The sequence below is a fragment of the Nonomuraea harbinensis genome (assembly GCF_019396385.1).
Lineage (GTDB): Bacteria > Actinomycetota > Actinomycetes > Streptosporangiales > Streptosporangiaceae > Nonomuraea > Nonomuraea ferruginea.
The window spans coordinates 55,332-79,397 of sequence record NZ_JAHKRN010000032.1 but is presented as its reverse complement, the minus strand read 5'-3'; the positions used below and the strand labels follow the sequence as shown (position 1 = coordinate 79,397).

The 24,066-nt window shown below is 72.8% G+C and carries 16 protein-coding genes; 6 read left to right on the top strand and 10 right to left on the bottom strand.

Going from position 1 to position 24,066, the window contains the following annotated elements:
• Positions 1 to 29: 29 nt before the first annotated feature.
• Positions 30 to 3,308, bottom strand: a complete 3,279-nt coding sequence (locus KME79_RS28835) for an ATP-binding protein (protein ID WP_219547449.1) — start codon at positions 3,306 to 3,308, stop codon at positions 30 to 32.
• A gap of 100 nt (positions 3,309 to 3,408) precedes the next feature.
• Here KME79_RS28835 and KME79_RS28830 point away from each other — a divergent pair, with 100 nt between their 5' ends.
• Positions 3,409 to 3,810 carry a DUF4267 domain-containing protein gene (locus KME79_RS28830; protein WP_148031747.1) on the top strand — a complete coding sequence of 134 codons (402 nt, stop codon included), beginning with the start codon at positions 3,409 to 3,411 and terminating at the stop codon, positions 3,808 to 3,810.
• Positions 3,811 to 4,178: 368 nt separating this feature from the next.
• Here KME79_RS28830 and KME79_RS28825 read toward each other — a convergent pair whose 3' ends face one another.
• Positions 4,179 to 4,901 (bottom strand): ABC transporter permease, encoded by a 723-nt coding sequence (locus KME79_RS28825; RefSeq protein WP_219547447.1) that lies wholly within the window; start codon positions 4,899 to 4,901, stop codon positions 4,179 to 4,181.
• An 11-nt stretch (positions 4,902 to 4,912) separates the two neighbouring features.
• Entirely contained in the window at positions 4,913 to 5,059 is a 147-nt protein-coding gene (locus tag KME79_RS28820; protein WP_219547445.1) for a hypothetical protein, read from the bottom strand.
• Here KME79_RS28820 and KME79_RS28815 point away from each other — a divergent pair.
• Positions 5,049 to 5,840, top strand: a complete 792-nt coding sequence (locus KME79_RS28815) for a GntR family transcriptional regulator (RefSeq protein WP_219547443.1) — start codon at positions 5,049 to 5,051, stop codon at positions 5,838 to 5,840. The genes KME79_RS28820 and KME79_RS28815 overlap by 11 nt on opposite strands.
• Before the next feature lie 8 nt (positions 5,841 to 5,848).
• Here the strand turns inward: KME79_RS28815 and KME79_RS28810 are convergent, their stop codons facing one another.
• From KME79_RS28810 to KME79_RS28785, 6 genes are all read right to left on the bottom strand, one after another.
• The gene (locus tag KME79_RS28810; protein ID WP_148031737.1) at positions 5,849 to 6,469 is read right to left on the bottom strand and encodes a response regulator; all 621 of its coding nucleotides are present in this window, start codon (positions 6,467 to 6,469) and stop codon (positions 5,849 to 5,851) included.
• The gene (locus KME79_RS28805) at positions 6,466 to 7,674 is read right to left on the bottom strand and encodes a sensor histidine kinase (protein WP_219547437.1); all 1,209 of its coding nucleotides are present in this window, start codon (positions 7,672 to 7,674) and stop codon (positions 6,466 to 6,468) included. The genes KME79_RS28810 and KME79_RS28805 overlap by 4 nt, the downstream gene beginning before the upstream one ends.
• Positions 7,675 to 7,710: 36 nt before the next feature.
• Complete coding sequence (locus tag KME79_RS28800) at positions 7,711 to 9,531, bottom strand: hypothetical protein (RefSeq protein ID WP_219547435.1); 1,821 nt, start codon at positions 9,529 to 9,531, stop codon at positions 7,711 to 7,713.
• Entirely contained in the window at positions 9,516 to 10,283 is a 768-nt protein-coding gene (locus KME79_RS28795; protein WP_148031734.1) for an ABC transporter ATP-binding protein, read from the bottom strand. The genes KME79_RS28800 and KME79_RS28795 overlap by 16 nt, the downstream gene beginning before the upstream one ends.
• Before the next feature lie 101 nt (positions 10,284 to 10,384).
• Entirely contained in the window at positions 10,385 to 10,687 is a 303-nt protein-coding gene (locus tag KME79_RS28790) for a hypothetical protein (protein ID WP_219547433.1), read from the bottom strand.
• Positions 10,684 to 11,661, bottom strand: a complete 978-nt coding sequence (locus KME79_RS28785; protein ID WP_219547430.1) for an alpha/beta hydrolase — start codon at positions 11,659 to 11,661, stop codon at positions 10,684 to 10,686. Before KME79_RS28785 ends, KME79_RS28790 begins: the two co-directional genes overlap by 4 nt.
• Positions 11,662 to 11,733: 72 nt before the next feature.
• Here KME79_RS28785 and KME79_RS28780 point away from each other — a divergent pair, with 72 nt between their 5' ends.
• Positions 11,734 to 12,291, top strand: a complete 558-nt coding sequence (locus KME79_RS28780; protein ID WP_219547428.1) for a TetR/AcrR family transcriptional regulator — start codon at positions 11,734 to 11,736, stop codon at positions 12,289 to 12,291.
• A 151-nt stretch (positions 12,292 to 12,442) separates the two neighbouring features.
• Positions 12,443 to 13,408: an S-4TM family putative pore-forming effector gene (locus KME79_RS28775; protein WP_219547426.1), complete on the top strand. Its 966-nt coding sequence runs from the start codon at positions 12,443 to 12,445 to the stop codon at positions 13,406 to 13,408.
• Positions 13,409 to 13,430: 22 nt separating this feature from the next.
• Here KME79_RS28775 and KME79_RS28770 read toward each other — a convergent pair whose 3' ends face one another.
• Positions 13,431 to 14,339 (bottom strand): hypothetical protein, encoded by a 909-nt coding sequence (locus KME79_RS28770; RefSeq protein WP_219547424.1) that lies wholly within the window; start codon positions 14,337 to 14,339, stop codon positions 13,431 to 13,433.
• 408 nt (positions 14,340 to 14,747) lie between these two features.
• Here KME79_RS28770 and KME79_RS28765 point away from each other — a divergent pair, with 408 nt between their 5' ends.
• Positions 14,748 to 20,990, top strand: a complete 6,243-nt coding sequence (locus tag KME79_RS28765) for a non-ribosomal peptide synthetase (protein ID WP_246640592.1) — start codon at positions 14,748 to 14,750, stop codon at positions 20,988 to 20,990.
• Positions 20,981 to 24,058, top strand: coding sequence for a non-ribosomal peptide synthetase (locus KME79_RS28760; RefSeq protein ID WP_219547420.1), 3,078 nt, complete (start codon positions 20,981 to 20,983; stop codon positions 24,056 to 24,058). The genes KME79_RS28765 and KME79_RS28760 overlap by 10 nt, the downstream gene beginning before the upstream one ends.
• The last annotated feature ends 8 nt before the right edge of the window (positions 24,059 to 24,066 follow it).

The window sequence follows — 24,066 nt, the reverse complement described above, 5'->3', positions numbered from 1 at the left end:
AGGTAACTCCCTATTGGGAAGGAGGCACTTCAAGGTGCGTAGGACACCCGCGGGTTCGCTTTCGTGGCGGCCATGTCCCGGCGTGACCGGGCCTCGGCGGCCCAGTGGGGCGCGTTCCACCGGTCGGCGATGACGGCGGCCCGGGCGAAGTGGGCGGCGGCCTCCTCATCGCGGCCGAGGAAGACGGCCAGGTCGCCGAGGGTGTGGGCGACCGGGCGCAGCGCCACCGCCAGGCTCGTGACGCCCGCCGGGGGGCCGTCGCGGTGAGGGAGCAGCGCCGCGTAGATCTCCTCGGCCGCGGCGCGGTCGTCCAGGGCGATGACGGCCATCGCGCGGGCGGTGGTGAGGAAGGTGAAGAAGTAGTCGGGCCGGATCGGGTCCGATGCGCGCACCCGGCGGGCCTCGGCGGTCAGGCCGCTGGCGTGCAGGGCGAGGGCCAGCAGGTCGGCGGCGATCGGGCCGGTCGCCTCGTGGAGGGCGCGCACGTCGTCCAGGTGCTCGGCGAGGGTGCCGTCGTTCACCCAGGTCGCGGCCAGCGCGAGGCCGAGGAAGCCGGGGGCGTGCAGCGATCCGGCGCGCCGCATGCCGCCGGCGGCCTCGGTGTAGAGCCGTTCTGCGTCGGCGAACCGGCCCTCGATGAGGGCCAGGGTCGCCAGGGTCACCTCGGCGACGCCGATCGCCTCGGGCATCCGGTAGGTACGCGCGAGGTCGAGGGCCTCGGCGGTCACCCGGCGCATGGTGGCCGGGTCGCCGGCCCCGGCGGCGACGGCGGCGTGGTTGAGCAGCCCGGTGACGCGGTAGACGGGCAGGTCGTGCTCGGTGCCGAGCGCGACCAGCTCGCGGCAGAGCTCGTCGCTGCCGGCCGATCCGGTGTGGCCGCGGGTCAGGATCCGGAGCGCCGCCGCCCGCAGGCGGGGCCCGGTGGCCAGGCCGAGCGCCTCGCGGGCCGCCGCCGTGACGGTGGGGTCGTCCTCGCCGGCCAGCTCCTCGGCGTAGGAGACGAGGAGGCGGCCGCGTACCTCCGCAGTCAGGTCGGTGCGTGCGAGCAGGCGGCTCAGCCGGTCGACGACGGGCCGGTCCACCGTGCCGTACGGGCGGGACTGCCAGGGCGTCGGCTCGGTCCAGGCGGTGAAGGCGGCGATCATCAGGTCGTCGCGTCCCAGGGACTCCGCGTACTCGACGGCCTGCCGGCGGGTCGTCCGGGCGGCGGCCACGGCGCCGGCCCGGATCTGCGCGCGCAGCAGCCTGCCGTACAGGGCGACGCGTTCCTCCGGACTGGTCGAGTTCGCGACGGCGTCGGCGAGGAGATCGGCCGCGACGTCGTGGGCGTAGCGGGCCTCGGCCAGCTCGGCGGCCCGGACGCAGTAGCCGACGGCCTTGGGGGATCCGGCCCGCGCGTAGTGGTGCGCGAGCGCCGTGATGTCGCCGGTGGGTTCCAGGGCGGCGGCGACGCGGGCGTGCATGCGGGCCGCCCGCAGGCGGCTGACGTCGGCCAGGAGGGTGTCGCGGACGAGGGCGTGGACGAACCGGACCCGTCCGGGCGCGGGCTCGCTCAGCAGTCCGGCGATCACGCCCGCGTCCAGCGCGTCCAGCACGCTGTCGGTGCCGGCGGCGTCGACCAGGACGTCCACGGAGCTTTCCCGGCCCGCGACCGCGGCCAGCCGCAGCACGGCCACGCCTTGCCCGGGCAGCCGTGCCAGGCGGCGCCGCAGCACGTCCCGTACGCCCTGCGGGACCTCCGAAAGGGCGACCAGCGCGCCCTCTCCGTTCAGCAGCCGCGCGCTCTCGCGCACGTAGAACGGGTTGCCGCCGGTGCGCTCGGCGATGCCGGCGACGGTCTTGTCGTCGGCCTCGCACTCGTTCCGTACGAGCTGGGCCACGGCCGCGTCGTCCAGGCCGGGCAGGGCGAGCCGCAGGGGTGCGGCGCGGGCGAGGGCGGCCAGTGTGTCGGTGAGGTGTTCGCTCTCCTCCGCCCGGTAGGCCGCGACGACCAGGATGGGGGCCCGCGTGCCGAGGCCGCCGCCGAGCAGCTCCAGCGTGGCGGCGTCCGCCCAGTGCAGGTCGTCCAGCACGACGGCGACCGGGCGCTTCGCGGCGACCGCCGCGAGCCATCGCCACACGGCCCGGCGCAGGCGGAACCGTCCCGCGGTGGCGTCGGCGTCCACCGGCACGGTGTCGGTGAGCAGCGGCGCGAGGTCGTCCGCGTGCTCGCCCGGCGACGTGGCCGCGGCGACGGCTCCCAGCGCCTCGGTCCAGGCCCACGCGGGCGGCGCGCCGGCGGCCTCGGGGCAGTGGCCGGCGGCGACCAGCCATCCGGTACGTTCCAGCCGCCTGCCGAGGTGTTCCAGGAGCGTCGACTTGCCGAGCCCGGCCTCGCCGGTGACAAGGGCGACGCGGGCTCCGTCGGCGGCGGCCTGTTCGGCGGCCGTGACCAGCGCTGACAGCTCCGCCTCACGCCCGACGAACGACGCCTCGGCGACCGGGACCGTCCCGGGGAGGGTAACCGTCGGCGGAAGCGGAGGCGTCTGCTGTGGCGGGGGTACGGTCGCGCGGAGGACGTCGGTGCGCCCGGTGAGGATGGCCTCCTCCAGTGCCGTCAGGTCAGGGCCGGGGTCGAGCCCGAGCTCCTCGGCGAACAGGCGGCGGGCGCGGCGGAGGGTGGCCAGGGCGTCGGCCTGGCGGCCGCTGCTCCACAGGGCCAGGGCGTGCAGCCGCCAGCCCTCCTCGCGCAGGGGCTCGCCGCGGGTGAGCCGCTCGGCCTCGGGCACCACCGTCGCGGGGTCGCCGGTCCGCAGGCCCGCCGCGACGTGCAGCTCGGCGGCGACCAGGCGCAGCTCGTCCAGCCTGGCCGTCTCGGCGGCGGCCCACGGCTCGTCGGCGACCTCGGCGAACGCCGGTCCCCGCCACAGCTCCAGCGCCTCGGCGAGCCGTGCCCGGGCGGCGCGCGGGTCGGTGACCGTACGGGCCTGGCCGAGCAGGTCCTCGAACCGCCACGCGTCCACCGAGTCCGGCGGCAGCCGCAGCGCGTAGCCGGGCGGCGCGCTCACCAGCAGCCGGGCCGGCGCGCGCGGCGGGCGCCCCGGCTCCAGCAGCCGGCGCAGGTTGGACACGTACGCCTGCAAGGACATCAGCGCCCGCGCGGGCGGCTCGCCGCGCCACAGGTCCTCGATCATCCGGTCGACCGGCACGACCTGCCCGCGCGCCGCGACCAGCAGCGCCAGCACGCCCCGCTGCCGAGGCCCGCCGGGGTGGACGGGCTCACCGTTCACCTCGGTCGCGAACTCGCCCAGCACCCGAATGAACACCATAATCCGTACATCGTACGAGGAGGCTTCCAAACTGGCTCCAAGCACCCTCCAAACACCCGGGAGCAGCCTGGACGCGTCGGCACGTCAAAGGAGAAGAACCATGTCGCTGAAGAACGTCAACACCGTCCTGGCCGCCGCCGGTGCCCTGTTCATCCTCTACATCGGGGTGTCCTACGTCCTGACCCCCGAGACGTCCGCCCCGACCTTCGGCCTGCCGGACTGGCCCTCCGGCGACGGCGGCGGCTTCCTGATCCTGAAGGGCATCCGCGACATCGGGTCGGGCCTGGTCCTGGGCGTCCTGCTGGTGACGGGCCAGCGCCGGGCCCTGGGCTGGGTCCTGCTGACGATGGCCGTCATCCCGTTCGGCGACATGGCCAACGTGCTGGCCCACCACGGCTCGGTGGCCGCCGCGTTCGGCATCCACGGCCTGACGTCGGCGCTGGTGGCCGTCACCGGCCTGCTGATGCTGCGCGAGACGGGCAAGGCGGGCCGGCCCGCCTGACGCCCGCGAGCCCCGGAGGGCTCACCCGTCGCCGAACCGGTCGCGGACCGCGCGGAAGGCGGCCTCGGTGCCGGAGAGCGCCCGGGCCACCATCTCGTCGGTGTGCGACACCGCAGAGCAGGTCGACGAACTCACGGCCGTCGACGTCGCGGATCAGGGCCCCTTCGCCGTGGGAGAGGTACTGCGGGAAGTTCTCGGGGAACAGGCCCGCCCGCTGATGTCCGTACATCCCGCCTGGGATGACCCGGCGCGCCCGTTCGCGGAGCGCGGCATCCGAAGTCCCAGCCATGATCACACTCGTCCTTTCAGAGGTCACACGAGAAGCAGGTCAGCAAGCCCCCTAAAGGGGGAGAACGGGACGATCCTCCTTACGCTCGGGCCGCTCGGACCTGGGAGTAGATGGCCGTCGCGGCCAGCGCCATGAGGCCGAGCATCCAGTACTGCCATGCCTGCGACAGGCCGAGGAACACGGTGGTGTTCTGGATGACCTGCAGGAGTACGACGCCGAACAGGACGCCGATGAAGCTGCCCCGGCCGCCGAAGATGGAGGCTCCGCCGAGGACGACGGCGGTGATGCTGGCCATCGTGTAGCTGACGCCGGCGGTGGGGTCGCCCACGCCGATCTGCGCCATCAGCAGCAGGGCGCCGAGCATGGTGAGCAGCGCGCTGGCGACGTAGACGACGAGGTGGACGCGGGTCACCGGGATTCCCCGGTTGCGCGCGGCGTGCTCCGACGAGCCGGCGCCCCGCAGGCGCAGGCCCATCATCGAACGCCGGGACATCACTTCCAGCGCGATGAGGACGGCCGCGCCGACGATGACCGCGTAGGGGATCGGGCCGATGCGCGCCCCAAGCGCCTCGGTGACGGTGCTGGAGATCGATCCGCCGGGCGAGTCGCGCATGACCAGGGAGAATCCCTGGAGCGCGGTGTAGGTGACCAAGGTGGCGACCACCGGGGTCACCCGGGCGTATCTGACCATCATCCCGTTGCCCAGTCCCACGGCGGCCGCCGCGAGGAACATCAGCACGAATCCGAGGATCCACCACCCGGCTCCGTACCCGTCGAGGACGTAGAACGAGGCGATGACCACGAGGGTCCCGCTCAGGGGGGGCCGACCGACAGGTCGATCCCTCCGGTGAGCATGACGATGAGCTGCCCGGCGGCGAGGAAGAGCATGGGCGCCGCCAGGCCGAGCATGCTGGCGATGTTGAACTCGGACAGGAAGCGCTCGCTCCTGGTGGCGCTCACCAGGGCCAGCAGGACGATCGCGGCCGCCAGGAACAGGCTGGGCGCCTGCTCGCTGGAGAGCAGGCGGCGGAACCTGTCGAGCGGGCCCTTGCGCCGGGCCGGTCCGGCGGCCTCCTCGCTCTGGGCCGAGGTCGCCGCCGTGAGGGACGCCTCGGCACCTGGCTACGCTGCACTCCGTCGTGGAGATCGCCGCCCAGCTGGGGTCTCGCGGACGCCCGTCCGTGAGGCCCTGCTGCAGCTCGCCACGCACGGCGTGGTCCGGTTCGAGCGGAGCCGGGGGGTGCGGATCCTCCAGATAGACACGCGCGACATCGAAGAGATCTACACGCTGCGCTACCTGCTCGAAGTCCCCTCGGCCTACCGCGCCGCGACCATGATGACCGACGACCAGATGGCGTCCTTCTCCAAGGCGCTCGAGCGGATGCGGCAGGCCTGCGAGAGCGGGGACGAGCGGCTCTTCCAGGAAGAGGACGTGGCCTTCCACGAGATGATCCTGGAGGCCGCGGGCAACACGCGGGTGACCCAGTCCGTCGCGATGATGCGGGCGCAGCTGGCCGCGCGCGGCCTGTCCACGACCAAGACGCGGACCCTGTGGGACATCTGGCGGGTTCACGAGCGCATTCTCGAGCGCATCCAGGACCGGGACGAGCAGGGGGCGGCCCAGGCCATGCGCGATCACCTCCTGGGGACGACGCGGCTGCTGCTGACCCAGTCGACCGGCGACCCGGAGGCCGGCGCCCGCTACGCCCCGCCGGTGCTTCCCGTCTTCACCGACGACTGAGCCCGCCGCTAACTGAGCAGACCTCGCCGGTAACCCTCGCCGACGGCGGCCGCGCGGTCGCGGACGCCGAGTTTGTCGTAGATGTGCAGCAGGTGGGTCTTGATGCTCGCCTCGCTGATGAAGAGCTTGGCGGCCGCCTGGCGATTGGAGGCGCCGTCGGCGACGAGGGCGAGGACCTGGAGTTCGCGGTCGGAAAGGGCGGCCTTGACCGGTCTGCGTACCTGGCCCATCAGACGGCCCGCGACGGAGGGCGACAGGACCGGCTCGCCGGCGGCCGTGGCGCGGACGGCGCGCAGGAGCTCGTCGGTGGGGGCGTCCTTGAGGAGATAGCCGGTGGCGCCGGCTTCGATGGCGGGCAGGACGTCGGAGTCGCCGTCGAACGTCGTCAGGACCAGGGTCTTGATGTGCGGGTGGGAACGGCGCAGGGCGGTGATGGCGGTGACGCCGTCCATCTCGGGCATGCGCAGGTCCATGAGGACGATGTCGACACCGAGCGCGGCGGCGCGGTCGATGCCTTCGCGGCCGTTGGCGGCCTCGCCGGCGACCTCGATGTCGGGTTCGGCTTCGAAGGCGGCGCGCAGGCCGTCGCGGACGATGGGGTGGTCGTCGACGATCAGAAGGCGGATCACAGCACGTTTCCTTGGAGCGCGGGGACGGTGGCACTGACGGCGGTGCCCTCGCCGGGCGTGCTCTCGATCTCGAGGGAGCCGCCGACGCCGCGCAGGCGCTGACGCATGCTGCTGAGACCGAACCCTCTGCTGCCGGGGTCGTGGATGCCGGTGCCGTCATCGCGGATGTCGAGCAGGACGACCGGGCCGGTGTAGGAGAGGGTGAGGCCGGCGCGGGTGGCGCCCGCGTGTTTGGCCACGTTGGCGAGGGCTTCCTGGGCGACGCGGAACAGGGTGACCTCGATGGCGGGGCTGAGGGGGACGCGGTCGCCGGTCACCTCGATGTGCAGGTCGACGCCGGTGGTCTGGGTCCAGTTGCGGGCCAGGGTCGTCATGGCCTCGGGGAGGTGGGCTTCCTCCAGCTGGCGGGGCTGGAGGGCGGCGACGGAGCGGCGGGCTTCGGTGAGGCTGTCCTGGGCGAGGTCGAGCGCGAGTTCGAGGTGGGTGCCGGAGTCCTTGACGCGCTGGGCGGCGCGCAGCTGGGTGATGATGCCGGTCAGTCCTTGGGCGAGGGTGTCGTGGATCTCGCGTGCCATGCGCTGGCGTTCGTCGAGGATGCCGGCCTGGTGGGCCTGGGTGAGGAGCTGGGCGTGCAGGTCGGCGTTCTCCTCCAGGGCGGTCTGAAGGTCGCTGACTGCTTTGCGGTATTTACGCTGCCGGTCCTCGATCCTGATGCCGAGGATGTGGCCGCCGCCGATGGCGACGGTCTGCACGGCGACGATCGCCATGTGGAAGGCGATGAGCTGGACGGTGGCCTGGGTCCAGTCGAGCGTCGAACCGTACAGGACGACGGAGGTGGCGGCGACGGCGGCGAAGGTCCACTTCGAGGGGGCGAAGTTGGCCGCCAGGAAGAAGCCGGAGATGCAGTAGATGACGAAGATGGGGTCGTGGAAGGCCAGCAGCGCGGCCGTGGACAGGACGCCGGCGAAGTGAACGGTGACGGCCACCCTCCGTCCGCGCACGGCGGCGGGAAGGAGGGTGCGGACGCCGAGAATCCAGGCGAGGGCCAGGGCGGTGAGCGCGAAGGTGCGGGGGATCCCGCCTTCGGGCTGGTCGGGTGAGGCCAGGCTGATGACGAGGGAGACGGCGAGGGTGACGTAGGGGATGACCTCGACGGCGCGCTCGAAGCGCCGCTCCCACGTGGAGGGCGGGAAGGGGTCGTTCATCCGGGGCGATGCCCTCCTCTCGGGTACGGGTGCGGCTCAGCCGCTGGTGGCCGACGAGGACGAGCTTAGGCGCATGGGGATGAGGATGGCGTAGCCGTACATGAGCAGCCCCAGGGCGATCATGAAGATGATCACGGGCCATTGCCAGATCGGCGGGAGATGCAGGGCCAGGAACCATACGGGGTTGTCGATGCCGAAGATCTTCATGACCATGGGCACGAGTCCCTGGGGGAACAGGGGGAGCCAGCCGATGGTGTAGCAGATCATGACCCCGATGCGGTGCTGGATGGGGAGGTCTGCGGTGGTGGGTTTGTCGGCCTGGGGCGCCGGGCCGTGCTTCATGAGGTTGAGCAGGTCGATCCCGTGGTTCTCGAGTCTGCGGTAGGCGATCCTGCCGAGTCCCCAGGCGCTGAGGGCTCCGGTCAGCACACCGGTGGCGACGCCGGCCCAGGGGTTGAGGAGGATGGCGCCGGCCGCGGGGAGGGCGGTCGCGGGGACCGCGCAGAGCACGAGCCAGGCCAGGCTGGTCTCGGCGGTCTCGTCGGCGCCGGTGCTGAGCGGGTTGCCGCCGCGCTTGTGCGGGTCGGTGCCGGGGACGAGCGAGGTGACGGCGAGCAGGACGATGATCCCGGCGCCGCCGCCGAGGAGGGCGGGAAGCAGGCCCAGCACCCACGGCCAGGCCCAGGTCTCGCCGCTGATGAGAGTGCCGGCCAGGGAGAGGGCGACGGCGGCCGGGCCGACGATGAGCAGCCAGGCCAGCTGGCGGCCGCGTACGTCGGCGCGTTCCGCGCCGGGGGTCATGAGGGTGAGCCACAGGGCCGTCCCGTCGGCGCCGTAGAGGTTGGCCGAGGACGCGGCCGCCATCACGATCGCGATGAGCCCCGCGAAGGGGACCATGACCCAGACGTCGATGGTGATGAGCAGGAGAGGGGTGACGATGGCGTAGGAGAAGGCGGTGGCGAGGAGCTGGATGCGGACGAGGTCGCGCCACCAGGCGCGCAGCTCCTTGGCGGCGACGGCACGGGCGCCGCCGGTGGCCGGGAAGGGGCGGGGCGTGCCGCGGCGGGGCGGCACACCGCCGCGTGCGGCCGAGACGACGCGCCGCGACAGCAGGACCGCCCAGGCGGCCAGGAGGAGGGCGATCACGCCCGCGTTGGCGACCAGGATGGCGATGGCGAAGGGCCAGGAGGCCTCGATGGCGGCCACGCCCCATCCGGAGGGCAGGACGCGGACGAACACCTCGGACCAGGCGTCGGTGTCGGTGACGCCCATGGCTACGACGGGTGCCCAGCCGTTGCTGCACAGGGCGATGGCGGTGCCGGTCACGATGCCGACGGCGGCCGCGGTGGCACGGGATCTGACGAACAGGCCGATGAGCGCCACGACGACGCGGGAGATCATCACCATCGTGACGAGCGTGGTGACGGCCGCCACCAGGCCGACGAGCACTCCGGCCGGGCCGAAGCGCCACCCGTACACGGGCAGCGACAGCAGGGCGATGAGATTGACCGCGGGCACGGGGCCCGCGAAAGCGCCGGCGAGCAGGGCGGCGGCGATACGGCCCGGCTTGGCCGGGAGCATGGAGAAGTACTCGGGGCGCAGGGCCTCGTTGCCGCCCCCGATGAGAATGGGGCCGAAGATCCAGCCGGAGAGCCACACGGCCAGGGCGAGGGGCAGGTAGGCGGGCCACAGCACGGCGACGGTGATCGTGCCGAGGGCCAGGAGCAGCCCGAACGAGACGCCGGCGTACAGGTTGGTGGCGTCGTCGCCGCGCAGGGAGTTGCGCATGAGCGCCAGCCGCATGCGGATCATGTGCTGCGCCATGGCGGCCGGGCCGGGGGTCAGGAGGTGAGCCATGCCAGCCCCTCCGTTCCTCCGGTGCGGGCGCCGACGAGGCCGACGAAGGCGTCTTCCAGGGTCGCGGCGCCGCGCACGTCGGCCAGCGGCCCGGCGGCGACGACCCGGCCGTCGGAGATGACGCCCACGTGGTCGCAGATCTGCTCGACGAGAGCCATCACGTGGCTGGAGATGATCACTGAGCCGCCGTTGCCCGCGAACCTGCGCAGAATGGTCCTGATCGTGGCCGCGGAGATGGGGTCGACGGCCTCGAAGGGCTCGTCCAGGACGAGCAGGCGGGGAGCGTGCAGCAGGGCCACGGCCAGGCCGATCTTCTTGCGCATGCCGGTCGAGTACTCGATGATCAGCGTCCGCTCGGCGGAGTCCAGTTCGAGGACCTGGAGGAGTTCGTCGGTGCGCTCGGCGACCACGGCGGGGGGCAGGCCGCGCAGCAGGCCGAGGTAGGTGAGGGCTTCGCGGCCGGTGAGCCGTTCCGGCATGGCGTTCCCGTCGGGCAGCACACCGATCAGCGCCTTGGCCTGGACGGTGTCACGCCAGACGTCCACGCCGAAGATCTCGGCGCTGCCGGCGTCGGGACGGAGCAGGCCGACGGCCATGGCCAGGGTGGTGGTCTTGCCCGCGCCGTTGGGGCCGACCAGGCCGTAGAAGGAGCCGGCCGGGACGGTGAGGTCGATGTCGTCGACCGCCACGTGGTCGCCGAAGACTTTGCGGAGTCCGGCGGTGCGGAGTGCGGGCTCCTGGTGTGTTGGCATGCATCGAGAATCGCGCGGCGGCCGGGGCGGCGGATCGTCCGGGCGGGAAGCGAGATGGTGGATTCCGGCATCAACCGATCGGTTGATGCCGGGTCCCCGTCCTACGTCGCCGTCCGCTCCTGGTCGACGGGCTCCGGGGGTGACGGTTCGGTGTGGCACGCGCCGGAGGCGAAGCGGCGGGCGTGGTCGTAGGAGAAGGTGCCGAGCAGGTGGTCCCAGACCAGGGTCAACAGCCCGAAGTTGACGTCGCGGATGCCGGCCCCTTCGAGGTGGTGGAAGCGGTGGCCCTCGTTGAGGGCGAGTTGGAGGGCGGCGTGCGCGTGCGGTTCGGTGGTTCCGACGTCGCTGGTGAAGGCCAGCCGGCCCGGCTCCAGCGTGGCCGTCCTCTGCCAAGTGCCGGTCATCGGACGAGGGAGTCCCGGAGGAACCCGGCGATCTCCGCCCGTGCGGCCTTGGCCTGCGGCACCACGCCCGGCATGCTGAGGAACGCGTGTGTCGCCCCGGGATGTTCGGTGAGCCGCACGGGTGTCCCAGCGGCTCGCAGTCTTTCGGCGTAAGCGCGGCCGTGATCGGCCAGTGGGTCAAGGGTCGGCACCACCACGAGCGCTGGGGCCAGTCCGCCCAGATCATCGGCGTACAGCGGCGACAGCGCACGAGGATCGGTTCCCGGCGGAACGGCGAACCGGTGGAGCAACCGCAGTTGCGGCAGGCTGAGGGTCGGGCTGTGCGCATGCCGGGTGATCGAGGCGTGGTCGAACATGGTCGAGGTCAGGTCGACAGCGGGGTTGACCAGAACCTGCGCCCTCAGGACGAGCCCGGACTCCCGGGCCCGGATCGCGGCCAGGGCGGCGACCATCGCGCCGGTGCTCTCCCCGAAGACGGCGGTCCGCGCCGGGTCGACCCCCCATCGGGCGGCGTGCTCCAGCACGTGCCGGAGCACGTCCCAGCCGTCGTCGACGGCTGCCGACAGCGGTGTCCGCGGGTCGAGGAGGCGGTGCTCGACCGAGACGACGATCGCGGGCAGGCGCGCGGCAAGGTGGCTGTTCACCCAGTCGCACTGCGCCGCCGTGCCCACGAACCCGCCTCCGTGCACGTGGAGCACCAGGGGCAGGTCGGCACGGTCGGCGCCCACCGGCCGGTAGATCCGGACCGGGACGTCACGGCCGGGCAGCGCCACCTCCTGCCACCGGATGCCGGCACCACGGTCGGGAAAGCCGGTGATCACCCGTGCCAGGCGGGATGCCCGCTTGCGGTTCTCCGCCTCGCGGTAGGCGACCAGTTCCTCGTCCGTGATGGCCGGCCAGTCCGGCTCCCTCCCCAGCGCACGCAGCAACCGGATGCCCAGCGGCGGCCGCTCCGTCTCGGTGATCTTGCTCAATGTCGTCTCCTTGGCGTTTCGCTACCTGAAGTATCGATACTAACGGTAGCGCAAATGGCTATCCTGGGAGCCATGACCGCCAGACCGCCCGGTCGCCCACGCTCCGGCGTCCACGCCGTGGTCTTCGCCGCCACGCTGAGCACCGTCCACGAACTCGGCTACGCGCGGGCCACCGTCGACCGCATCGCCGCCGCGGCCGGCATCGCCAAGACGACGACCTACCGTCGCTGGCCGACCAAGGGCGCGCTGATCGTGGACTGCCTCCTTGACGCGTTCGGCCCGATTCCACTGGAAGGCGCCGGTCGCGCCGAGCTCATGTCCTCGGCCATCCGCTGGATCGCGGCGAAGATCGCCGAACCCGGGGTGGGCGACGCGTTCGCCGGCGTGTTCAGCGACGCCGTCAGCGATCCGGCCCTGCGCGAAATCCTGTCCACCCGACTGCAGGACCCCTACAGGATCGCCCTCCAAGAGGCGCTCGGCGAGCCGGAGAACCGGGTCCTGTTCTTCATCGACGTCGTCGTCGGGACCCTGCTCCACAGGATGGGCATGACCGGCGAGCCGATGGCCGACGACGACGTCACCACACTGACCGAGCTGGTCCTGCCGCACTTCACCGGATCGCCCCCCTGAGCGATGGATGGGGCGACGCCACGGGCGGCCGGAACGGCTGCGCACCGGCGAGAGCGGCCATGCCCTCGTCACTTGGAAGCGTCTCGCCGGTTGCCGACAATGGGCGCATGCCTGCTCCACACCGCGGCGGATCCGGCGATCGGACGGTCGAATGACGCGCTCTTCCGCCAGCCCCCAGAACCCGCCACGGGGCGTGCCTGCGCGGGCGATCGACCAGCGCCAGCTCGACCAGGACATGGTGCGCCTACAGCGCGCGGCCGCGGCCAGCCACCAGCGCGGGCAGTTGGCTGAGGCGCTGCGCGCGGTGATGGCGGCCGCCATGGCGGCCGGAGGGGTGGTCACCACGCTGACGGGGATCGGCCGTACCCCTGTGGCGATCGTCGGATTCCTGTGGTTTCTCATTTCCGTCATCCCGCTGCGGCTGGTGGTGGCCTCGCTTGCCAACCAGGGGGCGTTGCTGCAGGAGATGTTCGACACCGCCCTGTTCCACCTGCCCTGGCGCGGTGCGGTCGCCGGCGAGCCGATCGCGGATCCCGACGTCTCGCGCCTGGCCCGCAAGCTCAAACCGGGCAGCACGAAGGATCGGCGGGTCACCGATGGCTGGTACGACCCCACGGATCGCGTGCACCATCCGTATGACGTGTTGATCGCCCAGGAGCAGAACCTCGCCTGGGACGCGCGGCTGCGCCGCCGCTACGGCCGCCTCGTGCTCGCGGCGGCGATCGTGTGGTGCGTCATCGGCGTCCTGGCCGGGATCGTCGCCGGGGTCACGATGACGGACGTGGTCGTCAGCTATTTCGTCCCCTCCCTGGCCGCTTACCAACTGGCCCTGGAAACCTGGTACAGCCAGGAACGCCTGGCCACCGAGCGCGAGCGGCTGCTCAAGCTCGTCACCGCGGAACTGCGGAAAGCACGTCCCGGGAAGATCGACGAGGCCGAATGGCGGAGGCTGCGTGAACTGGCCCGCGACATCCAGGACGGGATCCTGCGCACCCGGCAGGACATCAGCCGCGTCCCCGAGTGGTTCTACCGGCACTACCGCGGCAACGACGAACGGGACTTCGCGGATACGGCCGAAGGACATCGGCGCCGCCTGGCCGAACCGGCGAGCCCTTAGCGGGGGATCATCGGCGTGACGCTCACCCGGAACGACCGGGCTCGTCCTCGGAAGCGGAGACGCCACCCTGCCGGAGCAGTTCTCTCCATGCGGACAGCGCGGCCGCCTGGTCGCCACGGTCTGCCGCGGCACGCGCCCGGTGCGCCAGCGTGGCGGCGGCCTCGAACGATCGCGCCGCGCTCACCGCGTGGGTCGCGTCGCAGGCTTCGACGGTCCCTTCCCGCTCCGGGGTGGTCAGGTCGATCATCCGCAGCTGACGGCCCTGCGCGGCCGCACGGCCCAACTGGCCGGCGAGCGCGGACAGCAGCGCCGGGATGTCGTCGATCAGGTGGCCCACCGGAAGTCTGGTGTGCCAGCCGAGGTCGGCCTGCTCGACGATCTGGCTGATGCTCTCGGCGTCGAACGCGTGCGATCCTTCCAGCCACCTCAGCGCGAACAGCTCAAGGAAGTAGGACAGGACGGGGATCGACCGCCGGTACTTGATCAGCTTGATGATGCGGATGGCCTCCCTGCAGGTGTAGTCGACGCCGCCGGGACTGGCGTCGAGCGTGCGCTCGTGCAGTGCCGGTGAGGTGCCCAGCCAGCGATCCTCCGTGGCCGGGAACGCCACCTCGACCAGGCCGGAGCTGGGCGCGGTCACCGGAGAGTCCCACAGGAAGTCGGCCTCGCAACCAGGGACCAGCTCCATGGACGGCTCAGCGGTGAGCGAAGGGAAGTGGACCGCGGGGAAGGCGCGTCTCTGCGGGCCGAAGCCGGACACCGGGCCCATGGCCTCCAGGCGGTCGGCGAACAGGTCGTAGGCTTTCCGCGGCCTGATGGGCCCTGGCGGCGGCCGGTCCGCCGCCATCGCCTTCAGGAGCTGTTTGATCGAGTACGGCAGGACCGTGTCGGCCGCGCCGTGACGGATCGGATCACCGAAGACGGCGAGCATGTCGACGTCGCTGAAGCCCGCGACGCTGGTCGCGCAACTGGCCGAGCCGACAGGCGCCCACCTCGACGTGCCGAGTGCCTTCAGCTGACGCTGAGCCGCCGCGAGCAACCGCTCCCCGCATGGCCCTGGGCGGGGCGGATCGGACACGGCCTCATCGACGTCTCGGAGAAAGGCTCGCACGGCCATGCGGCTCCCGGCAGCACCCATGGCCGGGATTCTGCCAACCGGACGACGCGGCGGCGACCTTTCTGTGGTCGTACAGCTCATGGCGTCACCTGCTTGACCTCACCGGCGCGGTGTGAGCAAATCCCGTTAATGTGACGTTCACCACTGAAAGTGAGGCGGTCGTTGGCGACCTCGACGGAGCCGGCCTCAGGCGGAGCCCACCTCTCAGACACCAAACGAGCTTTGCTGGAGCAACGCCTGCGCCGCAGGTCGAACGGCAAGCCGACCACGATCCCACGCCGCCCCGCCGGCGCGGACATCCCCCTGACCCACGCCCAGGAGGGCCTGTGGTTCATGGAGCAGTTCGCCCCCGGCACGGCCGCCTACACCATCCCCCTCGTGGTGCGCCTGCGCGGGGACCTCGACGCCGCACGGCTGCGCCGAGCACTCGAAGCGGTCGTGGACCGGCACGAGATCCTGCGTACCCGCTTCTGCGCCGACCCCGACGGCCGCCCTCGCGTCGAGGTGGCCGGCACCGGGCAGGTGGAGCTGCGCCGCGTGAGCGCCCCGGACGAGGCGGCGGCCCGTGAGCTTCTGAGCGCCGAGCTGGTCAGGCCCTTCGACCTCGCCGCAGAACCGCCCGTGCGCGCCCTGCTCGTGCGGCTGGCCGGCGACGACCACGTCCTGCTGGTGGCCCTGCACCACATCGCCGGTGACGGCTGGTCGCTGGAGATCCTGGCGGGGGAGCTCCGTGCTCTGTACGCGGGGGAGGAGCCGCCCGCGCTCGCCCTGCAGTACGGCGACTTCGCCGTGTGGCAGCGCGGCCGACCGGCGGACGAGGCGGATCTGGCCTACTGGCGCGAGCGGCTGGCCGGAGTGCCGCCCATCGAGCTGCCCCTGGACGGCAGGCGCGGCGCGGTGGCCACCTTCGAGGGCGACTCCCACACCTTCAGGCTCGGCCCCGACGTGCTGACCGCGGCCAGCAGGCTGGCCCGCGAGCACGACGCGACGCTCTTCATGGTCGTCCTCGCCGTCTACCAGGTGCTGCTCGCCCGCTACAGCGGCCGGTCCGACTTCGCGATCGGCACGCCCGTGGGCGGACGCCCGCGCAGCGAGCTCGAACCGCTCATCGGCATGTTCGTCAACATGCTGGCCATGCGCGCCGACCTGGAAGGCGACCCCACCTTCGCCGAGCTGCTCGCCCGGGTCAGGCGGAGCACGCTGGACGCCTTCGCGCACCAGCGGCTGCCCTTCGAGCAGCTCGTCGGCGAACTCGGCCTGACCCGGGACGTCTCGCGTACCGCGGTGTTCCAGGTCGCGCTGGCGCTGCGCAGCTACGAGGAGGACACCGCCGCCTGGCCGGGCCTCACGGCGGAGCCGTACCCGCTGAGCGCCGGGGCCGCCCCCTTCGAGCTGGAGCTGTTCCTGACCGAACGCGGCGGCGGCCTCGACGGGCTGTTCGTCTACAACCGGAACCTGCTGGCCAAGGCCACGGTCGAGGAGCTCGGCGCCCGGTTCGGGACGCTCCTGCGCGCCGCGCTCGCCGGGCCGGACCGGCGGGTGTCGGACCTGGAACTGCTGACCGGGCCGGAGCGCGAGCGCGTGCTGGCCCTCTCGGCCGGGCCGAGCGTGCCGTACCCGGCGGACCGGACGCTGGGAGAGCTGTTCGAGGAGCAGGCCGCCCGCACGCCCGGCGCCGTCGCCCTGGAGTTCGGCGGGCGGCGGCTCACCTACGCCGAGCTGGAGCGGCGCTCCGGCGAGCTGGCCCGGCGATTACGCGACCTGGGCGCGCGGCCGGGCGTCAGGGTCGCGGTCGCCATGGAGCGCTCCCTCGACCTGGTCGTGAGTCTGCTGGCGGTGGTCCGGTCCGGCGCCGCGTACGTGCCGCTCGACCCCGGCTATCCGCGCGAACGCCTGGACTTCATGCTGCGGGACGCGCGAGCCGCGATCCTGCTGCCCGAGGAGACCGTACTCCAGCGCGAGGACGTGCCGGACACGCCGCTGACCCCCGCCTGTCCCGCGTACATGATCTACACCTCCGGCTCGACCGGACGCCCGAAGGGCGTGCCGAACTCCCACGCCGCCATCGTCAACCGCCTGGACTGGATGCAGCGCCGCTTCGGCCTGACCGGCGCCGACGCGGTGATGCAGAAGACGCCCGCCGGGTTCGACGTGTCGGTCTGGGAGTTCTTCTGGCCCATCATCACCGGCGCCCGCCTGGTCGTCGCCGCGCCCGGCGGCCACCGCGACACCGCCTACCTGCGCGACCTGATCGTCTCCTCCGGCGTGACGACCATGCACTTCGTGCCGTCGATGCTCGCCGCCTTCCTGGAGGAGGAGGACGTCGAGCGCTGCGTGTCGCTGAAGAGGGTGGTCTGCAGCGGGGAGGAGCTGCCGGTCGCCGTCGCCGCCCGGTTCTTCGAACGGCTGCCGGAAGTGGAGCTGCACAACCTCTACGGGCCGACCGAGGCCGCCGTCGACGTGACGGCCTGGCGCTGCGTGCCGGGCGAGAGCCGGATCCCGATCGGCCATCCGGTGCAGAACACCCGCGTCCACGTCCTCGACGCGCGGCTGCGGCCGGTGCCGCCCGGCGTGACCGGCGAGCTGTACATCGGCGGCGTCCAGGTCGCCCTGGGCTACCACGACCGGCCCGGCCTGACCGCCGAACGCTTCCTGGCCGACCCGTACGGGCCCGCGGGGTCACGTCTTTACCGCACCGGCGACCTGGCCCGGACGCACCGCGACGGCGCCGTGGAGTTCCTCGGCCGGGCCGACGACCAGATCAAGATCCGCGGCCAGCGGGTCGAGCCGGGCGAGGTCGAGGCCGTGCTCCGCGAGCAACCGGGCGTGCGTGACGCGCTGGTCGTGGCCGACGCGGACGGCCTGGTGGCCTACGTCGTCACCGATGCCGAAGCGGCCGGGTTGCGCGCCCGGCTCAGGGAACTGCTGCCCGACCACATGGTGCCCACCGCCTACGTGCGGCTCGACGCGCTGCCCCTCAGCCCCAACGGCAAGGTGGACCGGTCCGCGCTGCCCGCCCCCACCCGGTCGAGCGGCGACGGGGCCCTGCCGGCCACCCCCGCCGAGATCGCCGTCGCCGGCATCTGGAGCGAGCTGCTGGGCGTGCCCGGCATCCGGGCCGACGACGACTTCTTCGACCTCGGCGGGCACTCGCTGGTCGCCATCCAGGTGGTGGCCCGGATCCGCAAGCTGCTGGCCCCGGCAGAAGGCCGCTCGGTGGGCGTCATGGACCTGTTCCAGCACCCCACGGTGCGCGGCCTGGCCCAGCTCATCGAGGGGCCGGCCCCGGCCGAGGACAGGCCGCGCGCGCTGCTGCACCGCCTCACCCGCTCGCGCGTCACCCCCGCGCTCACCCTCGTCTGCTTCCCGTACGGCGGCGGCAACGCCCTGGTCTACCAGCCGCTCGCCGACGCCCTGCCCGAGGAGTGCGCGCTGTACTCGATGGCCTTCCCCGGCCACGACCCCGGCCGCCCCGACGAGCCGGTGATGCCACTGGAGGAGGTCATCGAGCAGGCCGTACGCGAGATCATCGACGGCATCGACGGCCCCGTCGCCCTGTACGGTCACTGCGGCATCGGCGGCGCCGTCACCGCAGAGGTCGCCCGCCGGCTGGAGGCCCGGGGCCGCGAACCGGCCGCGGTCTACATCGGCGCGATCTTCCCGTTCGCCCGTCCGGAAGGGCGGATCGCCGGGCCGCTGGGCAGGCTGCTGCGCACCGACCGCCTGCGGGGCGACCGCTCGTACGAGAACCGCATGAAGGCCATGGGCAACGACATCTCCGGCCTGGACGAGGACCAGGTCAAGTTCATGGTCCGCAACCAGCGGCGGGACACGCTGATCGCAGAGGAGGCCTTCACCCGCATGCTGGCGGAGCGGGCCGAGCCCTTGCGCGCCCCGGTCATCGCGGTCGTGGGGGAGCAGGATCCGGCCACCGACTACTACCGCGAGCGCTACCGGGAGTGGCACTTCCTGTCCGAGACCACGGCGCTGGTCGTCCTCGACGAGGCCGGTCACTACTACCTGAAGTACCGCGCCGACGACCTGGCCCAGGTCCTCACCAACACGCACATCGCCATGGAGTACGGCTCGGCCGCCGAGCTGAGCCGCCAGGCCCGCGGCCCCGCCGCCGGATGGTGGGTCGAGGAGACGTCGGCCCCGGACGGGCGGGAGGCCTCGCCGCCCAGGAAGCGGGCGCCCGAGCCCGGCATGCGCCGGTTCCTCGCCGTCTCGGCGTTCCAGCTCCTGTCCATGGTCGGCACCGCGGTGACCGACTTCGCCATCCCGATCTGGGTCTACACCACCACCGGCTCCCTGCTGAACTTCGCCCTGCTGGTCGCGCTCGCGATCATGCCGGGCGTGCTGGCCGCCCCGCTGATCGGCGCGCTCGTCGACCGGCACGGCAAGAGAGCCATGATGGCGCTGGGCAACTGCCTGGCAGGCGGCGTGCAGCTGGTCTTCGGCGTGCTGCTGTGGACCGGCGACCTGGCCACCTGGCACATCTATCCGCTGGTCACCCTGCTCTCGATCACGCTGGTCTTCCAGCGGCTCGCCTACACCGCGGCGCTGCCGCAACTGGTGCCGAAGCGGTATCTCGGGCACGCCGCCGGCGTGGTGCAACTGCTCGCCGGCACCTCGCAGTTCGTCGCCCCGCTGCTGGCCGTCGCGCTGCTGGCCGGGATCGGCCTCGGCGGCATCCTGGTGATCGACGTGGTCAGCTTCGCCGTGGTGCTGGCCGCGCTGGCGCTCATCCGCTTCCCCGCCACGATGGCGCTGGAGCGGCGCGAGACGCTGGCCGCCGAACTGGCCGGCGGGTTCCGCATGTCGCTGGGCAACCGCCACCTGCGGGCCGCGCTGCTCTACTTCGCGGCGCTGAACGTCATGCTGGCCGCGGTGCTGATGTCGATCTCGCCGCTGGTGCTGTCGTTCGCCGACCTGGACACCGCCGGCCGCATCTCGTTCGTCGGGGGCCTGGGCGCCACGTTCGGCGGCGTGATCGTCGCGCTGTGGGGCGGGCCGCGCCGCCGCCGGATGCGCGCCGTGCTGCTCGGCACCCTGCTGCTCAGCCTGTTCGCCGTCGTCACCGGGGTGTACGCCTCGCCGCTGACCGTGGGCCTGGGCGCGTTCGGGCTGTGGTGCAGCCTGTCCGTGGTCAACGGCGTCTTCATGACGATCATCCACGTGAAGGTGCCGCAGCGGTTCCACGGCCGGGTGATGGCGTTCAACCAGATGATCTCCTGGTCGACGCTGCCGGTCGGCATGGCCGTGGTCGCCCCCCTCGGGGAACGCCTGCTGGAGCCGCTGCTCCTGCCCGGCGGCGCGCTGGCCGACACCGTCGGCGTGGTGATCGGCGTGGGCCAGGGGCGCGGCATCGCGTTCATGTACGTCCTGCTGGGCCTGGGCATCGCCGTCCTGGCGCTGGTGGCCATGCGGATCCCGGTGCTGGCCGGGTTCGACGAGGCGGTGCCGGAAGCGGACCCGGACGACCTGGTCGGCGCGCGAGCGCTGCGGGACCGGGCGGGCAACGTCGTCAGCCTCGCCTGGAGTGCTCCCGCCTTCGCCAAGGCGCTCACCATGCCGCTCAGCGCGGCCAAGGCGGCTGAGCTGCTCGGCGAGCCGGTCGAGAAGGTGCTGCCGCGCACCGGCGGCGAGATCAGCGCCGTCTACGAGGTCAGGACCCGCGACCGCGAGCTGATCTTCAAGCTCTACCCGGGGTTGTTCACCGAACGCATGCGCAAGGAACTGCACGTCTACGAACTGCTCAGCCGAACCGGCGCGGCCGCGCCCACCGTGGTCCGGGCCGACGACTCCAGGCGCGACCTGCCCCAGGCGTACCTGGTCATGACCAAAGTGGCGGGCCGGCCGCTGTCCCAGGTCTCCGCCGGCCTCGACCGGACGACCGTCGAGCGGCTCTACCGCGACATGGGCCGCCTGCTGCGCACCGTGCACGGCGTCACGGTGCCCGCCTTCGGCCCGCTCGACGGCGTACAGGAACCCACCAACGACGCCTACGTAGGCGGCCAGTTCGAGCTCAAGGCCGCCCACTTCGCCGAGTTCGGCGGCGACCCCGGCCTGCACGCGGCGCTGCTCGCCCGCCTGCGCGCCGACCGCCACCTGCTGGCCCGCCGCACCACGCCGGTGCTGCTGCACCACGACTTCCACGAACGCAACGTCATGGTCGCCGAACGCGCCGGCCGGTGGGAGCTGACCGGCCTCATCGACGTCGAGAACGCGCTCGGCGGCGACCCGCTCATGGACCTGGCCCGCACCGACTACTTCGCCGTCCGCGACGACCCGCTCCGCCGCCGCGCCCTCTACGAGGGGTACGGCGCCCTGCCCGGAGACCGGGCCGAGCGGCTGGCGTTCTACCGGCTCTACCACGCCCTCGACCAGTGGCACTGGCTGGCCACGATCGGCGAGGTCAGCGCGCTGGAGCCGATCACCCGGGAGATACGCGCATGCCTGTGACCGAAGACGCCTTCGCCGCCTCGTACGCGCAGGAACGCGTCTGGTTCCTCACCAGCCTGCTGCCTGACGTGCCGCTCTACAACATCGCCGGCGTCTCCCGGCTGGAACGGCTCGGCGAGGTCGAGCCCGGCCTGGTCGAGCGGGCGCTGCGGATGCTGGCCGAACGGCACGAGCCGCTGCGGACCCGCCTGGAGCCGCGCGGCGAGGAGGTCGTGCAGCTGATCGCCCCCGAGGCGACGGTGCGGCTGGCCCACACCGACCTGTCCGGCCGCCCCGAGCGGGACCGTCCCGGTGACCTCGCCGCCCTGGCGGCGGCCGACGCCGCCGAGCTGTTCGCCCTCGACGACGCGCCCCTGTGGCGGGCCCGGCTGGTGCGGCTCGGCGGCGGGCAGTGGCGGCTCGTGCTCGTCGCCCACCACGCCGTGTTCGACGCCTGGTCGATGCGGATCTTCACCGAGGACCTCGCCGAGGCGTACCACGCGCTGCGCGAGAACCGGGCGCCCCGGTACGCCGAGCTGGCCGTGCAGTACGCCGACTACGCCGTCTGGCAGCGCGAGCAGGGCTTCGAGGCGTCCCTGGCCTACTGGCGCGAGCGCCTGGCCGGATCGGTGCCGCTGGAACTGCCCCCCGACCGGCCGCGGCCGGCCGAGCTCGGCTACGCGGGCGCCAACCACCCCTTCACCGTCCCCGCCGCGCTGACCGAGCGGGTGACCGCCCTGGCCAGGAGCACCGGCAGCACCTCCTTCATGGTGCTGCTCGCCGCGTTCGCCGCCCTGCTCGCCCGCTGGAGCGGACAGACCGACGTGGTGATCGGCTCGCCCGTCGCCGGACGTGACCAGCCCGAGCTCGGCCCGCTCATCGGCATGTTCGTCAACACCCTCCCGCTCCGCACCGACCTGAGCGGCGACCCGTCCTTCGCCGAGGCGCTGGAACGGGTGCGGACCACCGTCGTGGACGCCCTCGACCACCAGGACGTCCCCTTCGCCCGCATCGTCAGCGAACTCAACCCGCCGCGCGACCCCTCCCGCACCCCGCTCTACCAGGTCGCCTTCAACCAGCTGCCGTACGACGTGCGCGGCCAGATCGGCACCGGCACCACCAAGACCGACCTGACCTTGGAGATCCAGAACGCCGAGGGCGATCTGAGCGGCTGGCTGGAGTACGCCACCGACCTGTACGACCCCGCCACGATCGCGCGGCTGGCCGAGGGGTTCCTCGCCCTGCTCGACGCCGCGACCGGCGACCCCGCCCTCCCGCTGTCGCGGCTGCCGCTGATGCCCGCCGGGAGGCGGGAGGAGACGGTGACCTCCTGGCACGGGCCGCGGCTGCCGTACCCCTCCATGCCGTTGCACGAGCTCGTGGCCGGGCACGCGGCCGCCACGCCGGGCGCGCCCGCCGTCGTCGTCCCGCACGAGGGCCGCACGCTCACCTACGGCGAGCTGGACGAGCGGGCCGCGGCGCTGGCCAGGGTGCTCGTCGCGCGCGGCGTCCGGGTGGAGTCGCCGGTGGCGGTCTGCCTTCCGCCCGGCGGTGACCTGGTGGTCGCGCTGCTCGCGGTGCTCAAGGCGGGCGCCTGCTACGTGCCGCTCGACCCGCGCTACCCCGCCGAACGGCTGCGCTTCATGCTGGCGGACTCGGGGGCCGCGCTCGTACTGACCACGCCGGAGCCGGCTGGACGGCTGCCCGGCGTGCCCGCGCTCACCGACCTGGCCCAGAGCCCGCCGGACGACCGGCCGCTGCCCCGGGTCTCGCCCGGCCATCTGGCGTACGTCATCTACACCTCCGGCTCCACCGGGGTGCCCAAGGGCGTCATGGTGCCGCATCGGGGCGTGGTCAACCTGGTCACGAGCCTGGGCTTCACCGCGGCCGAACGCATGCTCCTGCTCACCCCGATGTCCTTCGACATCGCCGCGCTCGAACTCTTCGGACCGCTGCTGTCGGGCGGCACCGTGGTGGTGGCGCCGCCCGACAGCAAGCTGGGCGCGGTCCTGGCCGAGGCGGACGTGCGCACCGTGCAGGCGCCGCCGTCCGTGCTGGAGGAGCTCGCCGAGGAGCTGCCGGTCGGCCTGCCCCGGGTGCTGAGCGGCGGCGAACCGCTCGGCCCCGCGTTCGCCCGGCGGCTGCGTGAGGTGGCCGGCGAGGTGCACAACATGTACGGCCCGACGGAGACCACCATCTGGTCGCTCACCCACCTGACGCGGCCGGGGGAGCAGACCGTCCCCATCGGCCGCCCGGTCGCCAACACCACCGCCCACGTGCTGAGCGAGGTCCTGGAGCCGGTGCCGCCCGGCGTGGTGGGAGAGCTCTGGCTGGGCGGCGACGGGCTGGCCCGCGGCTACCACCGGCGGCCGTCCCTGACCGCCGAGCGGTTCGTCCCCGACCCCTTCGGCCCGCCCGGCGCCCGCCTCTACCGGACCGGCGACCTGGTGCGGCGCCTGGCCGGCGGCGCCGTGGAGTTCGTCGGCCGGGTGGACGACCAGGTGAAGGTGCGCGGCGTGCGCCTGGAGCTCGGCGAGGTCGAGACCGCCCTGACCGCGCATCCGGGGGTCACCCGCGCCGTCGCCGCCGTCCGCGACGACGCGCCGGGCGGCCGCGCCCTGGTGGCGTACGTGGACGAGCACGCGCCCGTGGCCGAGCTGCGCGCCTACCTGCAGGACCGGCTGCCCTCCACCATGGTCCCCAGCCTCTACCTGGCCGTCGGCTCCTTCCCCAGGCTGCCCAACGGCAAGCTCGACCGCTCCGCCCTGCCCGCCCCCGTCCCCGCGCCCGCCGCCGAAGCCCTCCCGCCGCGGACGGCCGCGGAGGAGCTGGTGTACGAGATCTGGAGCGAGGTGCTGCACCGGGACGGGTTCGGCGTGGAGGAGGACTTCTTCGACCTGGGCGGGCACTCCATGCTCGGCACCCGGGTCGTCGCCAGGATCTGCTCGGAGGTGGAGATCGAGCTGCCGCTCAACATCCTCTTCCTGACCCGTACCGTCCGCGGGCTGGCGGCGGCGGTGGAGGAGCGGCTGGCGGCCGAGATCGACGCGCTGTCGGACGAGGAGGCCGCGGCCCTGATGGAGACCTGACGCCGGGG

Bases quoted from the DNA above. Each gene is read 5' to 3' on its own strand.
- KME79_RS28835 (WP_219547449.1), bottom strand. From the start codon at position 3,308: ATGGTGTTCATTCGGGTGCTGGGCGAGTTCGCGACCGAGGTGAACGGT.
- KME79_RS28830 (WP_148031747.1), top strand. From the start codon at position 3,409: ATGTCGCTGAAGAACGTCAACACCGTCCTGGCCGCCGCCGGTGCCCTG.
- KME79_RS28805 (WP_219547437.1), bottom strand. From the start codon at position 7,674: ATGAACGACCCCTTCCCGCCCTCCACGTGGGAGCGGCGCTTCGAGCGC.
- KME79_RS28800 (WP_219547435.1), bottom strand. From the start codon at position 9,531: ATGGCTCACCTCCTGACCCCCGGCCCGGCCGCCATGGCGCAGCACATG.
- KME79_RS28795 (WP_148031734.1), bottom strand. From the start codon at position 10,283: ATGCCAACACACCAGGAGCCCGCACTCCGCACCGCCGGACTCCGCAAA.
- KME79_RS28790 (WP_219547433.1), bottom strand. From the start codon at position 10,687: ATGACCGGCACTTGGCAGAGGACGGCCACGCTGGAGCCGGGCCGGCTG.
- KME79_RS28780 (WP_219547428.1), top strand. From the start codon at position 11,734: ATGACCGCCAGACCGCCCGGTCGCCCACGCTCCGGCGTCCACGCCGTG.
- KME79_RS28775 (WP_219547426.1), top strand. From the start codon at position 12,443: ATGACGCGCTCTTCCGCCAGCCCCCAGAACCCGCCACGGGGCGTGCCT.
- KME79_RS28770 (WP_219547424.1), bottom strand. From the start codon at position 14,339: ATGCTCGCCGTCTTCGGTGATCCGATCCGTCACGGCGCGGCCGACACG.
- KME79_RS28760 (WP_219547420.1), top strand. From the start codon at position 20,981: ATGCCTGTGACCGAAGACGCCTTCGCCGCCTCGTACGCGCAGGAACGC.